The sequence below is a fragment of the Elusimicrobiota bacterium genome (assembly GCA_016182905.1).
Taxonomy (GTDB): Bacteria; Elusimicrobiota; Elusimicrobia; order UBA1565; family UBA9628; genus GWA2-66-18.
This window is the reverse complement of record JACPFR010000060.1, coordinates 1-17,961: the sequence shown is the minus strand read 5'-3', so window position 1 is coordinate 17,961 and position 17,961 is coordinate 1. Positions and strand designations below refer to the sequence as shown.

Sequence of the window (17,961 nt, the reverse complement as noted above, 5' to 3'; positions counted from 1 at the left end):
GGCGCGGCGGGAGCGGGGGCCGCGGGCGCGGGCGGCGGCACGTAGACGGGAGGCTTGCCCTCGCCCTCGAGCGGCTTCGCGCGCAGGATCATCAGCTCCTGGAGCGAGGAGGCGTCGGCGGCGGGCGCGACCTCGACGGACTGGAAGGTGAGGAAGGGATCGCGGGGGTTGACGCGCGCGACGCGGCCGATGAGCACGTCCGGAGGGAAGGTCGCGCTCGTCGGCGAGGTATAGACCGAGTCGCCCTCCGAGAGCCGGGCCTCGGCGTTGAGATAGTTCATGCGCAGGCGGGGCCCGTCCTGGCCCTGCACGAGCCCCTCGAGGGTCCCGGAGGACAGGTAGGCGGCGGCGGCGGAGAGCTCGTCGGTGAGGAGCAGGACCGTCGACATGTTCGGGCGCACGTCGACGACCCGTCCCACGGCGACGAGGCGGCCGTCGCGCGGACCGAGCACGGGGTCGTTGAGGGAGACGCCGCGATCGGAGCCGGCGTCGACGACGAGGCTGCGGTACCAGTGGATCGGGTCGCGCTCCATGACGTGCACCCAGGCGGGGAAGCGCCCCACGGGAGCCTTCAGCACGAGCGCGCGGCGCAGGCGCTCGTTCTCGAGGGCGAGGGCGGAGACGGTGGTCGAGAGCCACTCCCCGCGCCGCAGCTCGGCGCGCAGGCTCTCGTTCTCGATGTCGGCCCGGAGGAGCTGGCCGACCCGCGCGGGCAGGCCGGAGATGCGCTGATAGCCCGCCTCGCCCTGATAGGCGAGCGGGTCGAGCAGATACCCCGCCCCGGCCTTGACGGAACGCACCGGCGTCGACAAGGGCAGGGACAGAAGCAGCAGCGAGAGCGCCGATAAGGCGCCCAGGACGAAGTTGGCGATACGCGTTTCGCGTTGCATGTGACCGGACCCTAGGCTAGAGCCTAGGCCCGGAGTTGCACGTCACGATGGACGGTGTCTGGGACGACCGCTCTTACGAGCGGTCTCGATAGGACGTGACGAAGTCCGGGCGCCGATCGTCGATATGATCGAGCTCCTCGAGGAACTTCCCCGTCCCGAGCGCAACGCAGCTCAAGGGGTCCGCGGCACGATGCACGGGCAGCTCGGTCTCCTGCCGGATGAGGTCGGGTAGACCTCTCAGCAAGGATCCGCCGCCCGCGAGCATGATTCCGCGGTCCACCAAATCCGCAGCCAATTCCGCCGGAGTCTCCTCCAGCGTGTTCTTGATCACGTCGAGGATGAGCTGCACCGGCTCCATGAGCGACTGGCGCACCTCTTCCGACGTGATCAAAACCGTCTTCGGCAAGCCGGTGGCCTGATCCCGGCCCTTCACTTCCATGGTCTTCTCTTCCTTCAGCGGGAAGACCGATCCGATCTGGATCTTGACCTCTTCGGCGGTCGTCTCGCCGATCAGGAGGTTGTACTTGCGTCTGAAATGCATGATGACGGCTTCGTCCATCTCGTCGCCGGCGATGTCCAACGACTTTGACACCACCAAGCCGCCAAGAGAAATCACGGCCGCCTCGGTCGTGCCGCCGCCGATGTCGACGATGAAGTTGCCGTGGGGCTCCGAAATCGGCAGATCGGCGCCGATCGCGGCGGCCATGGGCTCCTCGATGAGATAAACGCGGCGGGCGCCGGCCTGCTCGGCCGACTCCTGCACGGCGCGACGCTCGACTTCCGTGATGCCCGACGGGATCCCGATCACGACGCGGGGGTGCAGAAGAGAACGCCGGTTGTGCACCTTGCGGATGAAGTACTTGATCATCTCCTGCGTCACTTCGAAATCGGCGATGACGCCGTTGCGAAGCGGGCGGACCGCGATGATCGACGCGGGCGTGCGGCCGAGCATGCGCTTGGCCTCCGCGCCGATGGCGAGCACGCGGCGCGTCTCGCGGTCGATGGCGACCACCGAGGGCTCCCGCAGCACGATTCCCTGACCCTTGACGTAGACGAGGGTGTTGGCCGTGCCCAGGTCGATGCCCATGTCGTTCGAGAACAGGCTGAAGAGGAAATCGAGCATTATTTATCTTACCTTTTTCGCGACCGCGCAACAGGACTCGCACCGGCGCGAGTCGACTGCTTCCGGAAACAGTCCCGACCCGTCATGCCGCGTCTTTTCTTGCGTCAGGACACGAGCATGATCAGTCCGAGCTTGGCGTTGTCGCCGATGCGCGGAGCGATCTTGAGGATGCGGGTGTAGCCGCCGGGGCGCTGGGCGTACCGGGGAGCCAGGACTTCGAACAGCTTCTTGTAGACGACCTTGTCCTGGATCTGGCGGCGCACCATGAAGTGCTCGCCCTTCTTCGCGTTGGTGATCAGCTTCTCGGCGTACGGCCGGAGCTCCTTCGCCTTCGCGATGGTGGTTTCGATGCGCTCGTGCTTGAACAGGCTCGTGGCCATGTTCCGCAGCAGCGCGCGGCGATGCGCGCTGGTGATGCCGAGCTGACGACGACCGAGTGCTTTAGACGCCATAAATCCTATCTCCTAGAATCAAACTGATGTAAGGCTGTTTATAAAAGAAAGGGGGCAGCTCGGCTTTACCCGAGCTGTCCCACCTGCATGCCGAGAGACAGACCCATGTCCTTGAGCCGGTCCTTGATCTCGTCGAGGGACTTCTTGCCGAAGTTCTTGACGGCCAGGAGCTCCTCGTCGCGCTTGCCCACGAGCTCGCCGATCGTGCGGATGCGGGCGACCTTCAGGCAGTTGGACGCGCGGCTGGACAGCTCGATCATCTCGATCGGCTGGTTGAGGATCTCGCGCAGCTTCGGGTCGAGGCCGGCGAGGGACACGACGCCCTCGGAGGCCGAGCCGTCGGACAGGCCGCCGGCGGCCGCCTCGGCCGCCTGCTCTTCCTCGGGGATGAAGATGTTGAGGGACTCGCGCAGGAGCTTCGACGACTGGATCAAGGCCTCGGCGGGGTTCAGCGACCCATCGGTCCAAATTTCAAGAATCAGGCGGTCGTAGTCGGTCACCTGGCCGACGCGGGCGTTCTCGACGTCGTAGTGCACCTTGACGACGGGAGAGAACAGCGCGTCGACGGGCAGGAAGCCCGCGGCCCACTGGTTCTGCTGGCGGAGCTCCTCGGCCGGGACGTAGCCGCGGCCCTTGGAGACCTCGATCTCCATGTCGATCTTGCCGCCCGCCTCGAGGTGCGCGATCACGAGGTCCTTGTTGACGACCTCGACGTTCGCGTTGCCCTGGATATCTTTCGCCGTGACGACGCCTTCTTTAGAAACGGAGAGATAGACCGTTTCGGGGCCGTTGGAGAAGAGCTTCACGCGCAGCTTCTTGAGGTTCAGCAGGATGTTCATCACATCCTCCTTCACGCCCGGAAGAGCCTGATACTCGTGCGTCGCCTTCTCGATGCGCACGGCCGTGACGGCCGCGCCCTCGAGCGACGACAGCAGCACGCGGCGGAGCGCGTTGCCGACCGTGTGCCCGTAGCCGCGCTCGTACGGCTCGGCGACGAACTTCGCGTAGCTGTCCGACATCGACTTCTCGTCGACGGACAGCTTCTGCGGCAGGATCAGTTCTTTGTAAGCCATATTCTCTTATTCTCCGGTTTAAAACTAAGTTGAGGCCGTTTCTTAAGGAACGTATTATTCACGCGTTAGCGTGAATAATACTCGATGATCAACTGGTCGTTGATCGGGAAGCTGGTCTCGCCGCGCTCGGGAATGCGGAGGACTTTCGCCGACAGGGCCGTCTCATCGAACTCGAGGAAGGCGGGGCGGTTGCTGAGCTTCTTGGCCGTCTCGAGGCTCAGCTTGACGCCGACGTTCTCCTTCATCTTGACGTTGACGGACACCACGCTGCCGGTCTTCACCGGGAACGAGGGGATGTCGACGACCTTGCCGCCGATCTTGACGTGCCCGTGCAGGACGAGCTGGCGCGCCGTCTTGATCGAGGTGGCCACGCCCATGCGGCGCACGATGTTGTCCAGGCGCAGCTCCAGGCCGCGCAGCAGCGCGTCTCCGGAGGCCTCGCGGGCCGCGGAAGCGTTGCCGACCGCGCGCTCGAACGGGCGCTCGTTCATCTGGATCATGCGGCGGAGCTTCTGCTTCTCGCGCAGGCGGATCGAGAAGGCGGAAGGCTTGCCGCGCTGAGGCTTCGCCATGCCGGGGATGCCGGGGCGCTTCTCGAGCACGCACTTCGTGTAGCACTTGTCGCCCTTGAGGAACAGCTTCTGCTGCTCGCGGCGGCACAACTTGCAGACGGCGTCGGTATAACGGGCCATAAAACTAGACTCTCCTCGCTTTGGGCGGGCGGCAGCCGTTGTGCGGCATCGGCGTGACGTCCTTAAGGCTGATGACCATCAGTCCGGCGGAACCGAGCGACCGAACCGCGGTCTCGCGACCCGGGCCGGGCCCCTTGATGAACACGGCGACCTGCTTGACGCCGAGCTGGACGGCCCGGTCGGCGACCTTCTTCGCCGTCACGCCGGCCGCGAAGGGCGTGCCCTTCTTCGTGCCGCGGAAGCCCGAGCCGCCGGCGGTGGCCCAGATGAGCACGTCGCCGCGGTCGTCGGTGAGCGACACGATGGTGTTGTTGAAGGAGCACTGGATGTGGACCTTCGCGAAGGTCAAAGACTTCCAGGCTTTCTTGCGGGGTGCCGCGGAAGGCGCTGCCTTCGGCGCGGCGGGAGTCGTTTTTTCGTCGGCCATAATTTACTTTCTCCTGAATCCTTAAGCCTTGCCGGTGGGCGAAGCGGCCTTGCCCACGCCGACCGTCTTGCGGCGGCCGCGGCGGGTGCGCGCGTTCGTCTTCGTGCGCTGTCCGCGGCACGGCAGGTTGCGGCGATGGCGGTGGCCGCGGAACGAGCCGATCTCGGTCAGGCGCGCCATGTTCGCGAGGGTCTCGCGGCGCAGTTCGCCTTCGACCTTGAAATCCTTGAGCAGGAGGTTGTTGATGAGCACGACCTGCTCCTCGGTGAGGTCCTTGACCCGGGTGTCGGGCTTGACCATGCCGTTGAGCTTCGCGATCACCACCTTCGCGCGGGTCTCGCCCACGCCATAAAGGTACTGAAGCGCCACGTCGATACGCTTATTCTTGGGAAGATCGACTCCCGCTACACGCGCCATTCTTTTCTCCGTTCTCTCTTTGTTCTTCGTGTCTTTGCGTCTTTTTGGTAAAGCTGTTAGCCCTGCCGCTGCTTGTGCTTCGGGTTCGAGCACAGTACGCGGACGACGCCGTTGCGCTTGACGATCTTGCACTTCTGGCAAATGGGTTTGACGCTCGCTCTGACTTTCATGGCTTACTCCCGGTAGGTGATGCGTCCCCGCGTGAGGTCGTAAGGGGACAGTTCGATGCGGACCTTGTCTCCGGGCAGGATCTTGATGTAGTGCATGCGCATCTTGCCGGAGATGTGGGCCAAAACGACCTTGCTGGGAGCGATCTCGACGCGGAACATCGCGTTCGGGAGCGCTTCCAAAATGCGGCCTTCGACTTCGATCTTCTCTTCTTTCGTCATGTTAAATCGTGGGCAAGGTCAGGATCTCGAAGCCCGCGTCGGTGACCGCGACCGTGTGCTCGAAATGAGCCGACAGCTTGCCGTCCTTGGTGACCGCGGTCCAGCCGTCGCCGAGGGTGGTGACCTCGGGGCCGCCCATGTTCACCATCGGCTCGATGGCGATCGTCATGCCGGTCTTGAGGCGTCCGCCGGTGCCGGCCTTGCCGTAGTTCGGGACGGGCGGCTCCTCGTGGAGCGCGCGGCCGATGCCGTGGCCGACGAACTCGCGGACCAAGGTGTAGCCGTTGGCTTGCGCGTGGGACTGGATCGCGAAGCCGACGTCGCCGATGCGGCTGCCGTTCTTGACGGCGGCCATGCCGCGCTCGAGGCACTCGCGCGTCACGTCCATGAGGCGCTGGGCCTCGGGAGAGATCTTGCCGATGGCGACGGTGATCGCGGAGTCGCCGTACCAGCCGTCGATGACGGCGCCGAAATCGAGACCGACGATGTCGGCCTCCTTGAGGACGCGCTTGTCCGACGGGATCCCGTGGACGATCTCCGAGTTGATGGACACGCAGATCACGCCGGGGAAGCCGTGATAGTTGAGGAAGGCGGGCTTGGCGCCGCGCTTCTTGAGCTCCTCGCGGCAGAACGCGTCGATCTCGCCGGTGGTCATGCCGGGCTTGACGAGGCCCTTGAGCAGGACGAGGATGTCGGCGACGACGCCGCCGGCCTGGCGCATGATCGCCAGCTCCTCGCGGGTCTTCACCTCGACGGCCTTGTTCATCAGCATGGTCACCGAGACGCCTTCGCCGAATCGATCACGGCCGACAGCGTGGCCTCGACCATCTCCGGGGACTTGGACGCGTCCACTTCCTCGAACGCGGCCTCGGACTTGTAGTACGCGACGAGCGGGTGCGTCAGGTCCTCGAACACCATCAGGCGCTTGACCGCCGTGGCCTCGGAGTCGTCCTCGCGCTGGACGACGGCGGCGCCGCACTTGTCGCAGACGCCGTCCGCCTTCGGCGGGCGGCTCAACGCGTTGTACACCTCGCCGCAGCTGGAGCACGTGCGGCGCGACGCCATGCGCTTGATCGCCTCTTCCTTCGGCAAGGTGAGGAAGACCACCAGGTCGACGGAGGCGCCGACGCCCTTGAGCATCTCGGCCAGCCCCTGCGCCTGCTCGATCGTGCGCGGGAAGCCGTCGAGGAGATAGTTCCCGCCGGTCTCGATCTTGCCGGCGACCATCTCGATGACGATCGAATCGGGGACGAGCTTGCCGTTCTTCAGGTAGTCCTGCGCCTTGATGCCGATCGCGGTCTTCTGCGCGATCTCGGCGCGGAAGATGTCGCCGGTGGCGAGGTGCTGGAAGCCGTAGCGGTCCGCCAGGCGCTTGGACTGGGTCCCTTTGCCGGAGCCGGGCGAGCCGAGCAGGATCACGATCACTGGGAGACTCCCGAGCCGACGTTGAACCAGCGCCCCTGGATGCGGCCCTTCTTGAGGAAGCCCTCGTAGTGGCGCATGATCAGGTGCGCCTCGAGCTGGCCCATCGTGTCGAGCGCGACGCCGACGGCGATCAGCAGCGAGGTGCCGCCGAAGAAGAAGGGGACGCTGAACTCGCGCTTCATGATGTCGGGCATGACCGCGATCACGGCCACGAAGAGAGCGCCGCCGAGGGTGATGCGCTCGAGGATCCACTCGATGTGCTTGGCGGTGGGCTCGCCGGGACGGATGCCCGGGATGAAGCCGCCGGACTTTTTCATATTTTCCGCCAAGTCGACCGGGTTGATCGAGACCGAGTTGTAGAAGTAGCAGAAGAAGATGATGAGGCCGGCGTACACCGCGTCGTAGACGTAGTTGCCGCCCTGGAAGAAGCGCATCACGCCCTCGGCCGAGGAGGCGTTGGGCATGAAGGTCGCGATCGTCACGGGCACCGACAGCAGGGACAGCGCGAAGATGACCGCGATGACGCCGCTCTGGTCGACCTTGAGCGGCAGGTAGCTCTGCGAGCCGCCGTACATCTTGCGGCCGACCATGCGCTTGGCGTACTGGACGGGGATCTTGCGCTGCGCGGTCTCCACCCAGACGACCGCGACGATGACCGCCGCCAGCGCGGCGACGATCCCGATGGCGGAGAAGAGGTTGATCTCCTCGAGGCGGACGAGCTCGAAGAGGCTGTAGCCGGCGGCCGGGATGCTCTCGACGATGCCGGTGAAGATCAGCAGGGAGACGCCGTTGCCGATGCCCTGCTCGGTGATCTGCTCTCCGAGCCACATGACGAAGATCGTGCCGGCGGTCATCGTGAGCACGGTCACGCAGTAGAACATCCAGGTCGGGTCGACGACCGTGGGCATCCCGCCCGGGGCCTGCATCTTCGTGATCGCGATCGTCAGGCCGAAGGACTGGAACACGGCGAGGAAGAGGGTCAGGTAGCGGGTGTAGCTGTTGAGCTTGCGCCGGCCCAGCTCGCCGTCCTTGGCCAGGCGGTCGAGGAAGGGCAGGACGTGCGCGCCCTGCAGCAGGCTCATGATGATCGAGGCGTTGATGTAAGGGACCACGCCCATCGAGAAGATCGAGAAGCGCCCGAGGGCGCCGCCCGAGAACGTGTTGAGGAAGCCGAGCAGGCTGCTCTGCTGGGCGTCGAAGATCGCGCGGATGGCGTCGCCGTTGACGCCCGGGATCGGGATGGACGCCCCGATGCGGAATACCGCGATCGCGCCGAGGGTGAACAGCACCCGCTTGCGCAGTTCCGGGATCTCGAAGATGTCGCCGAGTCCGCGCATCGCTTAGGCCTTCACAGCCTTGACGACCTCGGCCTTGCCGCCGGCCTTCTCGATCTTTTCCTTGGCGCTGGCGGAGAAGCCGTGGGCGCTGACCTTGATGGCGCGCTTGAGCTCGCCGTCGGCGAGGATCTTGACGGGCTTGCGGCCCTTGATGAGGTTGTGGATGCGCAGATCCTCGAGCGTGATCTCGGCCTTGTTCTTGAACACGCGCTCGAGAGTGCCGAGGTCGATCACCTGGTAGACGACCTTGAACAGGCCGTTGGTGAAGCCGCGCTTGGGGATCCGGCGGATCAGGGGCGTCTGGCCGCCCTCGAAGCCGACGAGCTTGCCGTCGCCCGAGCGGGAGCGCTGGCCCTTCTGGCCGCGCGTCGCGGTCTGGCCGGTGCCGGAGCCTTCGCCCATGCCGAGACGGATCGGGCGGCGGCGCGAGCCGGGGACGGGCTCTAAGTTAGACAGAGAGATCGTCTGCGTCTGCGTCTCAACGGGGGCGACGGGAGTTTTCGCTTTGGCCACTTTATTTTCCACGGAGCTTGATGATGTCTTCCTTCGTGCGAAGGAGCTTGAGGGCCTCGAACGTCGCGCCGACCATGTTGAAGGCGTTCGACGAGCCGAGGCTCTTGGTGAGGATGTTCTTGACGCCGGCGGCCTCGAGGACCGCGCGCACGCCGCCGCCGGCGATGACGCCGGTACCGGGGGTCGCGGGCTTCATCCAGACCTTGGCGGAGCCGAACTTCGCGACGATCTCGTGCGGGATCGTGCCTTCCGGCACGATCGGGAAGCTGATGAGGGCCTTTCTAGCGTGCGCGTTGCCCTTCAGGATGGCGGCCTGGACGTCCTTGGCCTTGCCCATGCCGTAGCCGACCTTGCCGGCCGCGTCGCCGACGACGACGAGCGCGGAGAACGAGAAGCGCTTGCCGCCCTTGACGACCTTGGCCACGCGGTTGATCGTGACGACGGTCTCCTTGAAGCCGCCCTCTTCGCGGGGGTTGTCGCGGCGCGGACCGCGGCGCGGGCCGCGGCGATCGCCGCCCTGACCTCCACGGTCTCCGCGCTCGGGGCGTTCCGTCGCCGCGGGCACGATGGGCTGGGTGGGAACCGTCGTCGTCGTCTCAGTAGCCATTACAAAGTCTCCAGTTTATTAAAGCCTAAAACTCAAGTCCGCCGGCGCGAGCCGCGTCAGCCAACGCCTTGACGCGCCCGTGGTACACGTACTGGCCGCGGTCGAACATGACCTTCGTGACGCCGGCCTTCTTGGCCTTCGCCGCGATGCTCTCGCCGACCTTCTTCGCCGCGTCGACGCTCTTGTGGGACTTCAGCGTCGTGCGCAGGTCCTTGTCGAGCGACGAGGCGAACGCGAGCGTGACGCCCTTGTTGTCGTCGATGACCTGCGCGTAGATGTACTTGAGGCTGCGGTGCACGCTCAAGCGCGGGCGGTCGCCGCGGTGCTCGAACAGGCGCTTGCGCGTCGCCGTCTTCCGGAATTCGGCCCGAACCCATTTATTCTTCATTTACTTCTTGCCTCCCGCCCCGGCGCTCGCGCCGGCCGCGGTCTTGCCCGCCTTCTTGCGGACGTATTCGCCCTGATAGCGGATGCCGGTGCCCTTATAGGGCTCGGGCTTGCGCAGCTCGCGGATGTCCGCGGCCGTGGCGCCGACCGCGTCCTTGTTGATGCCGGACACGGTGAGCAAGGTCTTCTTCGCGTCGACGGTGAGCGTCACGCCCTTGGGCGCCTCGAACACGACGGGGTGCGACTTGCCGATCGCGAGCGTGAGCTTCTGGCCCGCGACCTCGGCGCGGAAGCCGAGGCCGTGGATCTCGAGGATCTTCGAGTAGCCGACCGACACGCCCTGAACGAGGTTGTTCAGGCGGGCGCGGGTCATGCCCCAGATCGCGGAGGCGTCGCGGGCGACGGAGATGTCGGCGGACAGGATGACGGCTCCGTCCTTGACCTCGGCCTTGACGTAGGGGTGAAGAGCTTCCTTGAGCTCCCCCTTGGGCCCCTTGGCGGTGACGACGTTGCCGTCCAGCTTGAGCTGGACTCCGCTGGGGATGACGACGGGCTGCTTTCCAATTCGGGACATGTTAGATCACCACACCTGGCAGAGAATCTCGCCGCCGGCCTTCTTTTCCTTCGCCATCGCGTCGGTCATGACGCCCTGGGACGTGGACACGATCGTGACGGAGAAGCCGCCGCGCGAGTGAGGGATGTCGTCGTGCGGGCGATAGATGCGCAGGCCGGGCTTCGACACGCGCTTGATGCCGCGGATGACGGCTTCCTTCGTCGGGGAGTACTTCAGGAACACGCGGATGGTGCCCTGCTTGTTGGTCCCGTTGTACAGGGTCTTGAAGTTGGCGATGAAGCCCTCTTCCTTCAAGACGCGGACGACCTCCATCTTCAGCTTCGACATGGGGACGTCGACGCGGTCCTTCTGTCGGACGTTGGCGTTGCGGATGCGAGTCAGCAAGTCGGCGATAGGATCCATGATTAGTTCACCAGGAGGACTTTTTGATGCCCGGGAGTAGGCCCTGATGGGCCATCTTCCGGAAGCACATGCGGCACAGGCCGAAGTCGCGGTAGAACGCGCGAGGACGGCCGCAGATCTGGCAGCGGTTGCGATGACGAGTCGAGAACTTGGGCGCCTTGGTCATCTTCGCGCGCCATGCAGTGGTGGCCATATCAGTTGTTCCCCTTCTTGGCCGCTTGCTCGGCCGTCTTGAACGGCATGCCGAGATCCTTGAGGAGATCCAGGCTCAGGTCGTCCTTGCCGCCGCCGATCACGAACGAGATGTTCATGCCGCGCTGCTGCGGGACGCGCTCGGCCTTGATCTCAGGGAAGATCAGCTGTTCTTTCAGGCCGAGGTTGAAGTTGCCGGAGCCGTCGAAGCCCTTGGGCTCGAGGCCGCGGAAGTCGCGGATGCGGGGGATGGAGACCGCGATGAGGCGGTCCAGGAACTCCCACATGCGGTCGCCGCGCAAAGTGACGCGCACGCCAATCGGCATGCCCTGGCGCAGCTTGAAGTTGGAGATCGACTTCGTGGCCTTGCGGACCTGCGGCCACTGGCCGGTGATCAGCGCCAGCTCCTCGCGCGCGTTGTCCAGCATCTGGACGTTGTCGCGGGCTTCGGAGACGCCGACGTTGAGGACGATCTTGCGCAGGCTCGGGACCTCATGCGGGTTCTTGAGGCCGTGCTTCTCCATGAAGGAGGGGATCACGTTCTCGCGGTAGTGGGTCTTGAGGCGCGGGACCGGGTGCTCGGTCTCGCGGCCGTCCTGGTTCAGCTCGAACGCGGGGCCGGCCTTGGAGGCGGCCTGCTTCTCGAGTCCCGCTTTCTTGGCGGCTTGGGCGGCCTTGTGGGCCGCCGCTTTCGCCTTTTCGTCTGTCGTTTTCTCAGCCATGGTTCCTTACCTGAATATTAGGCGATCGTCTCGCCGGACTTCGCGATGCGCGACTTGTCGCCGTTGGCGGCGGTCTTGATGCGCACGCGGGTGGGCTTGTTGGTCTTCGGGTCGAGGAGCATGACGTTGCTCATCGACAGAGGAGCCTCGATCTTGGTGATGCCGCCGGGGTCCGTCTGCGTCGGCTTCTTGTGCTTCGTCACCATGTTGACCTTGGAGACGAGCACGCGGGTCGGGGTGAACGCGTCGCCGGCGATGAGCTCGAGCACCTCTCCGGTCTTGCCCTTCTCCTTGCCGGAGATCACGACGACCTTGTCCTTCTTCTTGATCTTGAACTTCATGACTACACGACCTCCGGGGCCCAATTATAGGGGAGACTCATTACACGACCTCGGGAGCCAAGGAAACGATCTTCAGGAACTCCTTGTCGCGCAGCTCGCGCGCCACGGGCCCGAACACGCGGGTCCCCTTCGGCTCGTTCTTGTCGTCGATCAGGCACGCGGCGTTGTCGTCGAAGGAGACGTGGGAGCCGTCGGCGCGGCGCAGGTTGCGCTTGACGCGCACCACGACGGCCTTGACGACGGTGCCCTTCTTGATCGCGCCGTTCGGGAGAGCGTCCACGACGGAGCAGACGATGATGTCTCCCAAGGACGCGTAGCGGCGGTAGGAGCCGCCCATCACGTGGAAGCACTGCAGGCGGCGGGCGCCGGAGTTGTCGGCGACGTTGACCATCGTGCGAAGCTGGATCATTTGGCGTTGGCCTCCGCCAGGCCCTTCGGCGCGGCCTTCACGATGCGCACGATGCGCCAGCGCTTGAGCTTGGACATCGGGCGCGTGCTGGCGATCTCAACGACGTCTCCCTCGCGGGCCTCGTTGTTCTCGTCGTGCGCGTGGAACTTCTTGGACTTCTTCATGATCTTCTCGTAGAAGGGGTGCCGGACGGAACGGGACACGCGGACGGTGCGGGTCTTGTTCATCTTGTCGGACACGACGACTCCTTCGAGCGTCTTGCGGCTGCCGCGGTCGAGATCAAGCTCGGCGGCGACGGGAGCGGCGGCGGTCTTCGTCACTTCGCGGCCTCCTTACGGGACATTTGCGTCTTGAGGCGCGCGATCTCGCGGCGGAGATGGCGCAGCTCCATGGGGTTCTTGAGCGGGGCGACGTTGTGCTGGAACTCGAGCTTGGCGCGCTTCTCGAGCGCGTTGCGGAGCTCGTTCCTGAGCTCGCTCGGGTTCTTCACCGCGGTCGCGGCGGATTCCTTCTTAGTCGTCTTCTTGTCGGCCATATGTTTAGATGTGCTCGCGGGCGACGAACTTCGTGAGGATGGGCAGCTTGTAGGAGGCCATCTTGAGGGCCTTCTTGGCCTCGTCGCTGGTCAAGCCGCCGACTTCGAACAGGATGCGGCCCGGGCGAACGACCGCGGCCCAATGATCGGGAGCGCCCTTGCCCTTGCCCATGCGGGTCTCGGCGGGGTGCTTCGTGATCGCCTTGTCCGGGAAGATGCGGACCCAGAGCTTGCCGCCCTTCTTGAGGTGGCGGGAGATCGTGACGCGGGAGGACTCGATCTGGCGGGCCGTGACCCACTTGGGCTCGAGCGCCTTCAGGCCGAACTCGCCGAACGCGAGGCTGACGCCGCGCTTCGCCGGTCCCTTGATGCGGGGATGAGAGTGGGGCTTGCGGTACTTGACGCGCTTGGGCATCAGCATGTCAGCGTCCCCCTTCCGGAGCCGGCGCCGGCGCGGGCTGCTCGCCGGATTCGATGGACATCGCGGCCGCGACGAGCGCCGCCTCTTTCTTGGCCATCATCTGCAGCTCCTTCAGCGACTTCACGAAGTGCTGCTTCTTGAAGATCCAGACCTTCACGCCGATGAGGCCGGCGTGCGTCATGGCCTCCGCGGTGCCGTAGTCGACGTCCGCGGCGAAGGTGTGCAGGGGCACGCGGCCCTCGCGCTGCCACTCGCGGCGCGAGATCTCGGCGCCGTTGACGCGGCCGGAGATCATGACCTTGATGCCGAGGGCTCCGGACTGGATCGTGCGCTCCATCGCGCGGCGCATGGCGCGGCGATGGGCGATGCGCTTCTCGAGCTGGACCGCGATCGAGTCCGCGACGAGGCGGCTGTCGAGCTCGGGATCCTTGATCTCCATGACGTTGACGTAGGTCTTGCGAGAGGTCATGGCCTCCACGTTCTTCCTCAAAGCCTCGATGTCGGCGCCCTTCTTGCCGATCACGACGCCGGGGCGGGCCGTGTGGATGTTGACGCGCAGGTACGAGCCCGCGCGCTCGATGCCGACCCAGCTGACCGCGGCCATGCGGAAGGCCTTGCGGACCAGGTTGCGAATCTTGAAGTCCTCGCCGATGAGGGCGGGGGCGTCCTTCGTGGAGAACCACTTGGACTGCCAGTCGTGAATGTAGCCGAGGCGGAGCGCGTTCGGATGGATCTTATTGCCCATGGTGTCTTACTTCCCTTTGCCGGCGACGCGCTCATCGCTGACGATGACGGTCAAGTGGCAGACTTTTCGCTTGAAGGTATAGGAGCGGCCCTGCGGAGCGGGCAGCATGCGCTTCATGTTTCCCATCGGGCCCATCGTGGACCAGCAGGACTTGATGTAGACCTTTTCGGGGTTGATCTGGTGGCCGTTCTTGGCGGCCAGGTTGACGAGGTTCGCCGCGGCGGAGCGGACGGCCTTGGAGACCATCGTCGAGCAGATGCGGGGCATCATCGGGAGGATCCGCTCGGCCTCGAGCACCGACTTGCCGCGGATCTCCTTGAGGACCTGGCCGACCTTGCGCGTCCCGTAGCGCTGAAACCGAGAGTGAGCAGTAGCTTCCATGTTATTTCTCTTTTATCCCTTTGACCTTAGGTCTTGGCGTCCGCGTCCTTGTGCGTCCCGCCGTGGTTCTTGAAGAAGCGGGTGAACGAGAACTCGCCGAGCTTGTGGCCGACCATCTGCTCGTTGACGTAGACGGGCAGGAACTTGCGGCCGTTGTGCACGGAGAACGTGTGGCCGACGAACTCGGGCGTGATCGTGCAGCGGCGCGCCCAGGTCTTGATCGGCTTCTTCTCGCCGGCGTTGTTCTGCTTCTGGACCTTCTTCAGCAGGCTCGCTTCGACGTACGGTCCCTTCTTAGTAGATCGGCTCATAATCCCTCTTTACGCGTGCTGCGCCGAGCGGCGCCGGTCGGAGACGATCATCCAGCCCCAGACCTTCTTCTTGTTGCGCGTCTTGAAGCCCTTCGAGAGCTGGTTCCAAGGAGAGCGCGGGTGATTGTTGCCCTTCGACTTGCCGCGGCCGCCACCGAGCGGGTGGTCGGTCGCGTTCATCGCGCCGCCGCGGACGGTGGGGCGGATGCCGAGGTGGCGGTTGCGGCCGGCCTTGCCGAGCGTGATCGTGTTGTGCTCGAAGTTGCCGACCTGGCCGATCGTCGCGTAGCAGGTGTCGGGGACCATGCGGACCTCGCCCGACGGCATCTTGATCTGCGCGTAGCCGCCGTCCTTCGCCATCAGCTGAGCCTGGGTGCCGGCCGAGCGCATCATCTGCGCGCCCTTGCCGGGGTTGAGCTCGAGGCAGTGGATGAAGGTACCTTCGGGGATCTTGCCGACGGGGAGCGCGTTGCCGATCTTGATCTCGGCGTCCGGGCCGCTCATGATGCTGTCGCCGACCTTCATGCCGGCGGGCTGCACGATGTAGCGCTTCTCGCCGTCGGCGTAGTTGACGAGGCAGATGCGGGCCGAGCGGTTCGGGTCGTACTCGATCGAGACGACCTTGCCGGGGACGCCGGCCTTGTCGTAGCGCTTGAAGTCGATCGCGCGGAACGCGCGCTTGTGGCCGCCGCCCTGGTGGCGGACCATGATCATGCCGGTGTTGTTGCGGCCGCCGGTGCGCTTGAGCTGGGAGACGAGGCTCTTCTCGGGCACGTTGGTGGTGATGTCCGAGTAGTCCTGGGAGGTCATCCCGCGGCGGGAAGGCGTGTACGGCTTGTAGGATTTGATGGCCATGGTGTTTTCTCTTAGGCGGCGGGGGTGGCGAAGTCGATCTTCTGGCCCTTCGTGACGGTCACGATGGCCTTCTTCCAGTCGGGGCGCATGCCGCCGCCGCGTCCGAACCGGCGGAACTTGCCGGGGACGACCTGCGTGCGGATCTTCTCGACGGTGACCTTGAACATCGTCTCGACGGCGCGCTTGATGTCGGTCTTCGTCGCGTCGGGAGCGGCCTCGAACAGGTACTGGTTGTACTTCTCCTGGTTGCCCGTGCCGCGCTCGGTGAGGAGGGGCCGGACCAGGATTTCGTGGAGAGCTTTATCGGACATCGTCGTGTTCCTCAGTTCCAGCGCGCGCCGAGCTTCTCGAGCGCGGGCTGCGTGATCACGAGCTTCTTGCAGTAAAGAACCTCGTAAGCGTTGATGTCGGCCGCGAGACGGACGGCGACGGTGGGGATGTTGCGGCTCGCGAGCGCCAGGGCGGCATTCGGAGCGTCCAGAACGATCAAGGTCTTCCCTTCGCAGCCGATCTTGGCGAGGGCCGCGGCCAGGAGCTTCGTCTTGGGCTCCTTGATCGTCAGCTCCTTGACGCAGACGAGGCCGCCGTCCTGCGCGCGGGCCGAGAGGGCCTGGGCGAGAGCGAGCCGCGCCTTCTGGCGAGGGTAGTCGAGGCGAGCTCCGCGGCCCATGCGCGGGCCGTGGATGATCGCGCCGTGGCGCCACAGACCGGAGCGGATTGAGCCCGAGCGGGCGCGGCCGGTCCCCTTCTGCTTCCACGGCTTGCGGCCGCCGCCGGACACCGTCGTGCGGCTCTTGGTGTTCGAGGTCCACGCGCGCTGGTTGGCGAGGTAGATGGTGACGAACTCGTGGAGGAAGCGGCGCTCCGGCTTGTGGCCGAAGATCTCTTCCTTGAGGGAGACCGTGCCGGTCTCTTTGCCGTTGACGTCGATGACTTTAGCGTCCATGATGATCCCTTACTTCTTGGCGCCGGGCTTGACGGCGGCCTTGATGATGTTGCCCATCTTGTCCTTCTTGATCGTGGACTTGACGGTGTCGATGCGGACCTTCTTGTTCTTGACGGTCTCGAAGATCGTGACGAGACCGCCGCGGGGGCCGGGGACGGCGCCCGCGACGTAGATCAGGTTCTTCTCGGCGTCCACATCGACGACTTCGATCTTGATGGTCGAAGTGACGACGTTGCCCATGTGGCCCGCCATGCGCTGGCCGGGCATGACGCGTCCGAGCGAGCGGCGGGAGGCGAGGGAGCCCGGGGAGCGCTGCTTGTCCGACGCGCCGTGCGAGGCGGGAAGGCCGCGGAAATTATGGCGCTTCATGACGCCGGCGAACCCCTTGCCCTTCGTCACGCCCTGGACGTCGACGTAGTCGTTGGTCTTGAAGATCTCGCAGGTGACGGTCTGACCGGCCTCGAGGCCCGCGAGGTTCGCGTCGCGGATCTCGCGCACGTACTTCTGCGCGGGGACGCCGGCCGCCTTGAACTGGCCGAGCTCGGCCGAGTTGCGGGACTTGTCCTTGATCGTGCCGAAGCCGAGCTGCACCGCGGCGTAGCCGTCCTTGGAGTCCGCGGTCTTGACCCGGAGAACGGGGCAGGGCCCCGCCTTGATGATGGTCACGCCGTAAAGGTTCTGGTCCTTGGGGTGGAAGATCTGCGTCATGCCGATCTTCTCGCCCAGGATGGCGCGGAACGTCGCGGGAGCCTTCTTGACCCCGTCGTTCGCCGCCGTCGCTTCAGTCGTCTGCTGCTCGCTCATAATTTTTTACCCTAAAAAATGACAAAAGACGTCCCTACAGCTGGAACCACCCAAGGGGACGGTACCGCTTCAGCTCCGTGTGACTAGAGCTTGATTTCGACGTCGACGCCGGCAGGCAGATCGAGCTTCATCAGCTCGTCCACCGTCTTGGAAGTCGTCGAGTTCAGCTCGATGAGGCGCTTATGGATGCGCATCTCGAACTGCTCGCGCGACTTTTTGTCGACGTGCGGAGACCGCAGCACGGTGTACTTCTTGATGTGCGTCGGCAACAAGATGGGGCCGGAAACGACAGCTCCCGTTCGCTGGGCCGTCTCGACTATCTTTCCGACGCTGGCGTCGAGGACGCGGTGGTCGTAAGCGCGAAGGCGGATGCGGATTCTCTGCTGCGGATTGTTGGTCTCGGCCATATTATACCTTATTCCTGGGCTATTTTAACGGGTTATTTACGCGACGATGTCGGCGACGACGCCGGCACCCACGGTATGGCCGCCTTCGCGAACGGCGAAACGCAGACCCTTCTCCATCGCGATCGGGGCGATCAGCTCGCACTCGATGTCGATGTTGTCTCCCGGCATGACCATCTCGACGCCG

The 17,961-nt window shown here is 64.9% G+C and carries 33 protein-coding genes; all 33 read right to left on the bottom strand.

The features are described 5' to 3' along the window. Positions 1-890, bottom strand: an 890-nt coding sequence (locus tag HYV14_17900; GenBank protein MBI2387864.1) for a rod shape-determining protein MreC, incomplete at its 3' end; no start/stop codon positions are given. 73 nt (positions 891-963) lie between these two features. Further along, entirely contained in the window at positions 964-2,013 is a 1,050-nt protein-coding gene (locus HYV14_17895; protein MBI2387863.1) for a rod shape-determining protein, read from the bottom strand. Positions 2,014-2,117: 104 nt separating this feature from the next. Continuing rightward, positions 2,118-2,465 (bottom strand): 50S ribosomal protein L17, encoded by a 348-nt coding sequence (rplQ, locus tag HYV14_17890; protein MBI2387862.1) that lies wholly within the window; start codon positions 2,463-2,465, stop codon positions 2,118-2,120. A 65-nt stretch (positions 2,466-2,530) separates the two neighbouring features. Next, the gene (locus HYV14_17885) at positions 2,531-3,538 is read right to left on the bottom strand and encodes a DNA-directed RNA polymerase subunit alpha (GenBank protein ID MBI2387861.1); all 1,008 of its coding nucleotides are present in this window, start codon (positions 3,536-3,538) and stop codon (positions 2,531-2,533) included. A 65-nt stretch (positions 3,539-3,603) separates the two neighbouring features. Continuing rightward, positions 3,604-4,230, bottom strand: a complete 627-nt coding sequence (rpsD, locus tag HYV14_17880) for a 30S ribosomal protein S4 (protein MBI2387860.1) — start codon at positions 4,228-4,230, stop codon at positions 3,604-3,606. 4 nt (positions 4,231-4,234) lie between these two features. Continuing rightward, positions 4,235-4,657, bottom strand: a complete 423-nt coding sequence (rpsK, locus tag HYV14_17875; protein MBI2387859.1) for a 30S ribosomal protein S11 — start codon at positions 4,655-4,657, stop codon at positions 4,235-4,237. Positions 4,658-4,678: 21 nt separating this feature from the next. Then, positions 4,679-5,074, bottom strand: a complete 396-nt coding sequence (rpsM, locus tag HYV14_17870; GenBank protein ID MBI2387858.1) for a 30S ribosomal protein S13 — start codon at positions 5,072-5,074, stop codon at positions 4,679-4,681. A 56-nt stretch (positions 5,075-5,130) separates the two neighbouring features. After that, positions 5,131-5,244 (bottom strand): 50S ribosomal protein L36, encoded by a 114-nt coding sequence (gene rpmJ / locus HYV14_17865; protein MBI2387857.1) that lies wholly within the window; start codon positions 5,242-5,244, stop codon positions 5,131-5,133. Between the two features lie 3 nt (positions 5,245-5,247). Next, the gene (gene infA / locus HYV14_17860) at positions 5,248-5,463 is read right to left on the bottom strand and encodes a translation initiation factor IF-1 (protein ID MBI2387856.1); all 216 of its coding nucleotides are present in this window, start codon (positions 5,461-5,463) and stop codon (positions 5,248-5,250) included. 1 nt (position 5,464) lies between these two features. After that, positions 5,465-6,229: a type I methionyl aminopeptidase gene (map, locus tag HYV14_17855; GenBank protein ID MBI2387855.1), complete on the bottom strand. Its 765-nt coding sequence runs from the start codon at positions 6,227-6,229 to the stop codon at positions 5,465-5,467. Positions 6,230-6,237: 8 nt separating this feature from the next. Further along, positions 6,238-6,888: a nucleoside monophosphate kinase gene (locus HYV14_17850; GenBank protein MBI2387854.1), complete on the bottom strand. Its 651-nt coding sequence runs from the start codon at positions 6,886-6,888 to the stop codon at positions 6,238-6,240. Next, entirely contained in the window at positions 6,885-8,225 is a 1,341-nt protein-coding gene (secY, locus tag HYV14_17845) for a preprotein translocase subunit SecY (GenBank protein ID MBI2387853.1), read from the bottom strand. The genes HYV14_17850 and secY overlap by 4 nt, the downstream gene beginning before the upstream one ends. 3 nt (positions 8,226-8,228) lie before the next feature. Continuing rightward, positions 8,229-8,687, bottom strand: coding sequence for a 50S ribosomal protein L15 (gene rplO, locus HYV14_17840; protein ID MBI2387852.1), 459 nt, complete (start codon positions 8,685-8,687; stop codon positions 8,229-8,231). 52 nt (positions 8,688-8,739) lie between these two features. Further along, positions 8,740-9,345: a 30S ribosomal protein S5 gene (gene rpsE, locus HYV14_17835; protein ID MBI2387851.1), complete on the bottom strand. Its 606-nt coding sequence runs from the start codon at positions 9,343-9,345 to the stop codon at positions 8,740-8,742. 25 nt (positions 9,346-9,370) lie between these two features. Beyond that, the gene (gene rplR, locus HYV14_17830; GenBank protein ID MBI2387850.1) at positions 9,371-9,733 is read right to left on the bottom strand and encodes a 50S ribosomal protein L18; all 363 of its coding nucleotides are present in this window, start codon (positions 9,731-9,733) and stop codon (positions 9,371-9,373) included. After that, complete coding sequence (gene rplF / locus HYV14_17825; GenBank protein ID MBI2387849.1) at positions 9,734-10,306, bottom strand: 50S ribosomal protein L6; 573 nt, start codon at positions 10,304-10,306, stop codon at positions 9,734-9,736. Positions 10,307-10,312: 6 nt separating this feature from the next. Continuing rightward, a complete protein-coding gene (gene rpsH / locus HYV14_17820) occupies positions 10,313-10,708 on the bottom strand; it encodes a 30S ribosomal protein S8 (protein MBI2387848.1) in 396 nt (131 codons plus the stop codon). 7 nt (positions 10,709-10,715) lie between these two features. Next, positions 10,716-10,901, bottom strand: coding sequence for a type Z 30S ribosomal protein S14 (locus HYV14_17815; protein ID MBI2387847.1), 186 nt, complete (start codon positions 10,899-10,901; stop codon positions 10,716-10,718). A 1-nt stretch (position 10,902) separates the two neighbouring features. Next, positions 10,903-11,622: a 50S ribosomal protein L5 gene (rplE, locus tag HYV14_17810; protein ID MBI2387846.1), complete on the bottom strand. Its 720-nt coding sequence runs from the start codon at positions 11,620-11,622 to the stop codon at positions 10,903-10,905. Positions 11,623-11,639: 17 nt separating this feature from the next. Further along, positions 11,640-11,963, bottom strand: a complete 324-nt coding sequence (gene rplX / locus HYV14_17805) for a 50S ribosomal protein L24 (protein MBI2387845.1) — start codon at positions 11,961-11,963, stop codon at positions 11,640-11,642. Between the two features lie 40 nt (positions 11,964-12,003). Further along, positions 12,004-12,372 (bottom strand): 50S ribosomal protein L14, encoded by a 369-nt coding sequence (gene rplN / locus HYV14_17800; GenBank protein ID MBI2387844.1) that lies wholly within the window; start codon positions 12,370-12,372, stop codon positions 12,004-12,006. Beyond that, positions 12,369-12,692, bottom strand: coding sequence for a 30S ribosomal protein S17 (gene rpsQ, locus HYV14_17795; protein MBI2387843.1), 324 nt, complete (start codon positions 12,690-12,692; stop codon positions 12,369-12,371). Before rpsQ ends, rplN begins: the two co-directional genes overlap by 4 nt. After that, positions 12,689-12,907, bottom strand: a complete 219-nt coding sequence (gene rpmC / locus HYV14_17790; GenBank protein ID MBI2387842.1) for a 50S ribosomal protein L29 — start codon at positions 12,905-12,907, stop codon at positions 12,689-12,691. The genes rpsQ and rpmC overlap by 4 nt, the downstream gene beginning before the upstream one ends. A 4-nt stretch (positions 12,908-12,911) precedes the next feature. After that, positions 12,912-13,328: a 50S ribosomal protein L16 gene (gene rplP / locus HYV14_17785; protein MBI2387841.1), complete on the bottom strand. Its 417-nt coding sequence runs from the start codon at positions 13,326-13,328 to the stop codon at positions 12,912-12,914. Position 13,329: 1 nt separating this feature from the next. Continuing rightward, positions 13,330-14,073, bottom strand: coding sequence for a 30S ribosomal protein S3 (gene rpsC, locus HYV14_17780; GenBank protein MBI2387840.1), 744 nt, complete (start codon positions 14,071-14,073; stop codon positions 13,330-13,332). A 6-nt stretch (positions 14,074-14,079) separates the two neighbouring features. Beyond that, complete coding sequence (rplV, locus tag HYV14_17775; protein ID MBI2387839.1) at positions 14,080-14,454, bottom strand: 50S ribosomal protein L22; 375 nt, start codon at positions 14,452-14,454, stop codon at positions 14,080-14,082. A 26-nt stretch (positions 14,455-14,480) separates the two neighbouring features. Then, on the bottom strand, positions 14,481-14,765 hold the full coding sequence (rpsS, locus tag HYV14_17770; protein ID MBI2387838.1) for a 30S ribosomal protein S19: 285 nt from the start codon (positions 14,763-14,765) through the stop codon (positions 14,481-14,483). 9 nt (positions 14,766-14,774) lie between these two features. Then, entirely contained in the window at positions 14,775-15,620 is an 846-nt protein-coding gene (gene rplB, locus HYV14_17765) for a 50S ribosomal protein L2 (protein MBI2387837.1), read from the bottom strand. Between the two features lie 11 nt (positions 15,621-15,631). Continuing rightward, on the bottom strand, positions 15,632-15,931 hold the full coding sequence (gene rplW, locus HYV14_17760) for a 50S ribosomal protein L23 (GenBank protein MBI2387836.1): 300 nt from the start codon (positions 15,929-15,931) through the stop codon (positions 15,632-15,634). An 11-nt stretch (positions 15,932-15,942) separates the two neighbouring features. After that, a complete protein-coding gene (gene rplD, locus HYV14_17755; GenBank protein MBI2387835.1) occupies positions 15,943-16,566 on the bottom strand; it encodes a 50S ribosomal protein L4 in 624 nt (207 codons plus the stop codon). Positions 16,567-16,575: 9 nt separating this feature from the next. Next, on the bottom strand, positions 16,576-17,370 hold the full coding sequence (gene rplC / locus HYV14_17750; protein ID MBI2387834.1) for a 50S ribosomal protein L3: 795 nt from the start codon (positions 17,368-17,370) through the stop codon (positions 16,576-16,578). 83 nt (positions 17,371-17,453) lie between these two features. After that, a complete protein-coding gene (gene rpsJ, locus HYV14_17745; protein ID MBI2387833.1) occupies positions 17,454-17,777 on the bottom strand; it encodes a 30S ribosomal protein S10 in 324 nt (107 codons plus the stop codon). Between the two features lie 36 nt (positions 17,778-17,813). Continuing rightward, positions 17,814-17,961 (bottom strand): elongation factor Tu (tuf, locus tag HYV14_17740; GenBank protein ID MBI2387832.1); only part of this gene is annotated, 148 nt, incomplete at its 5' end.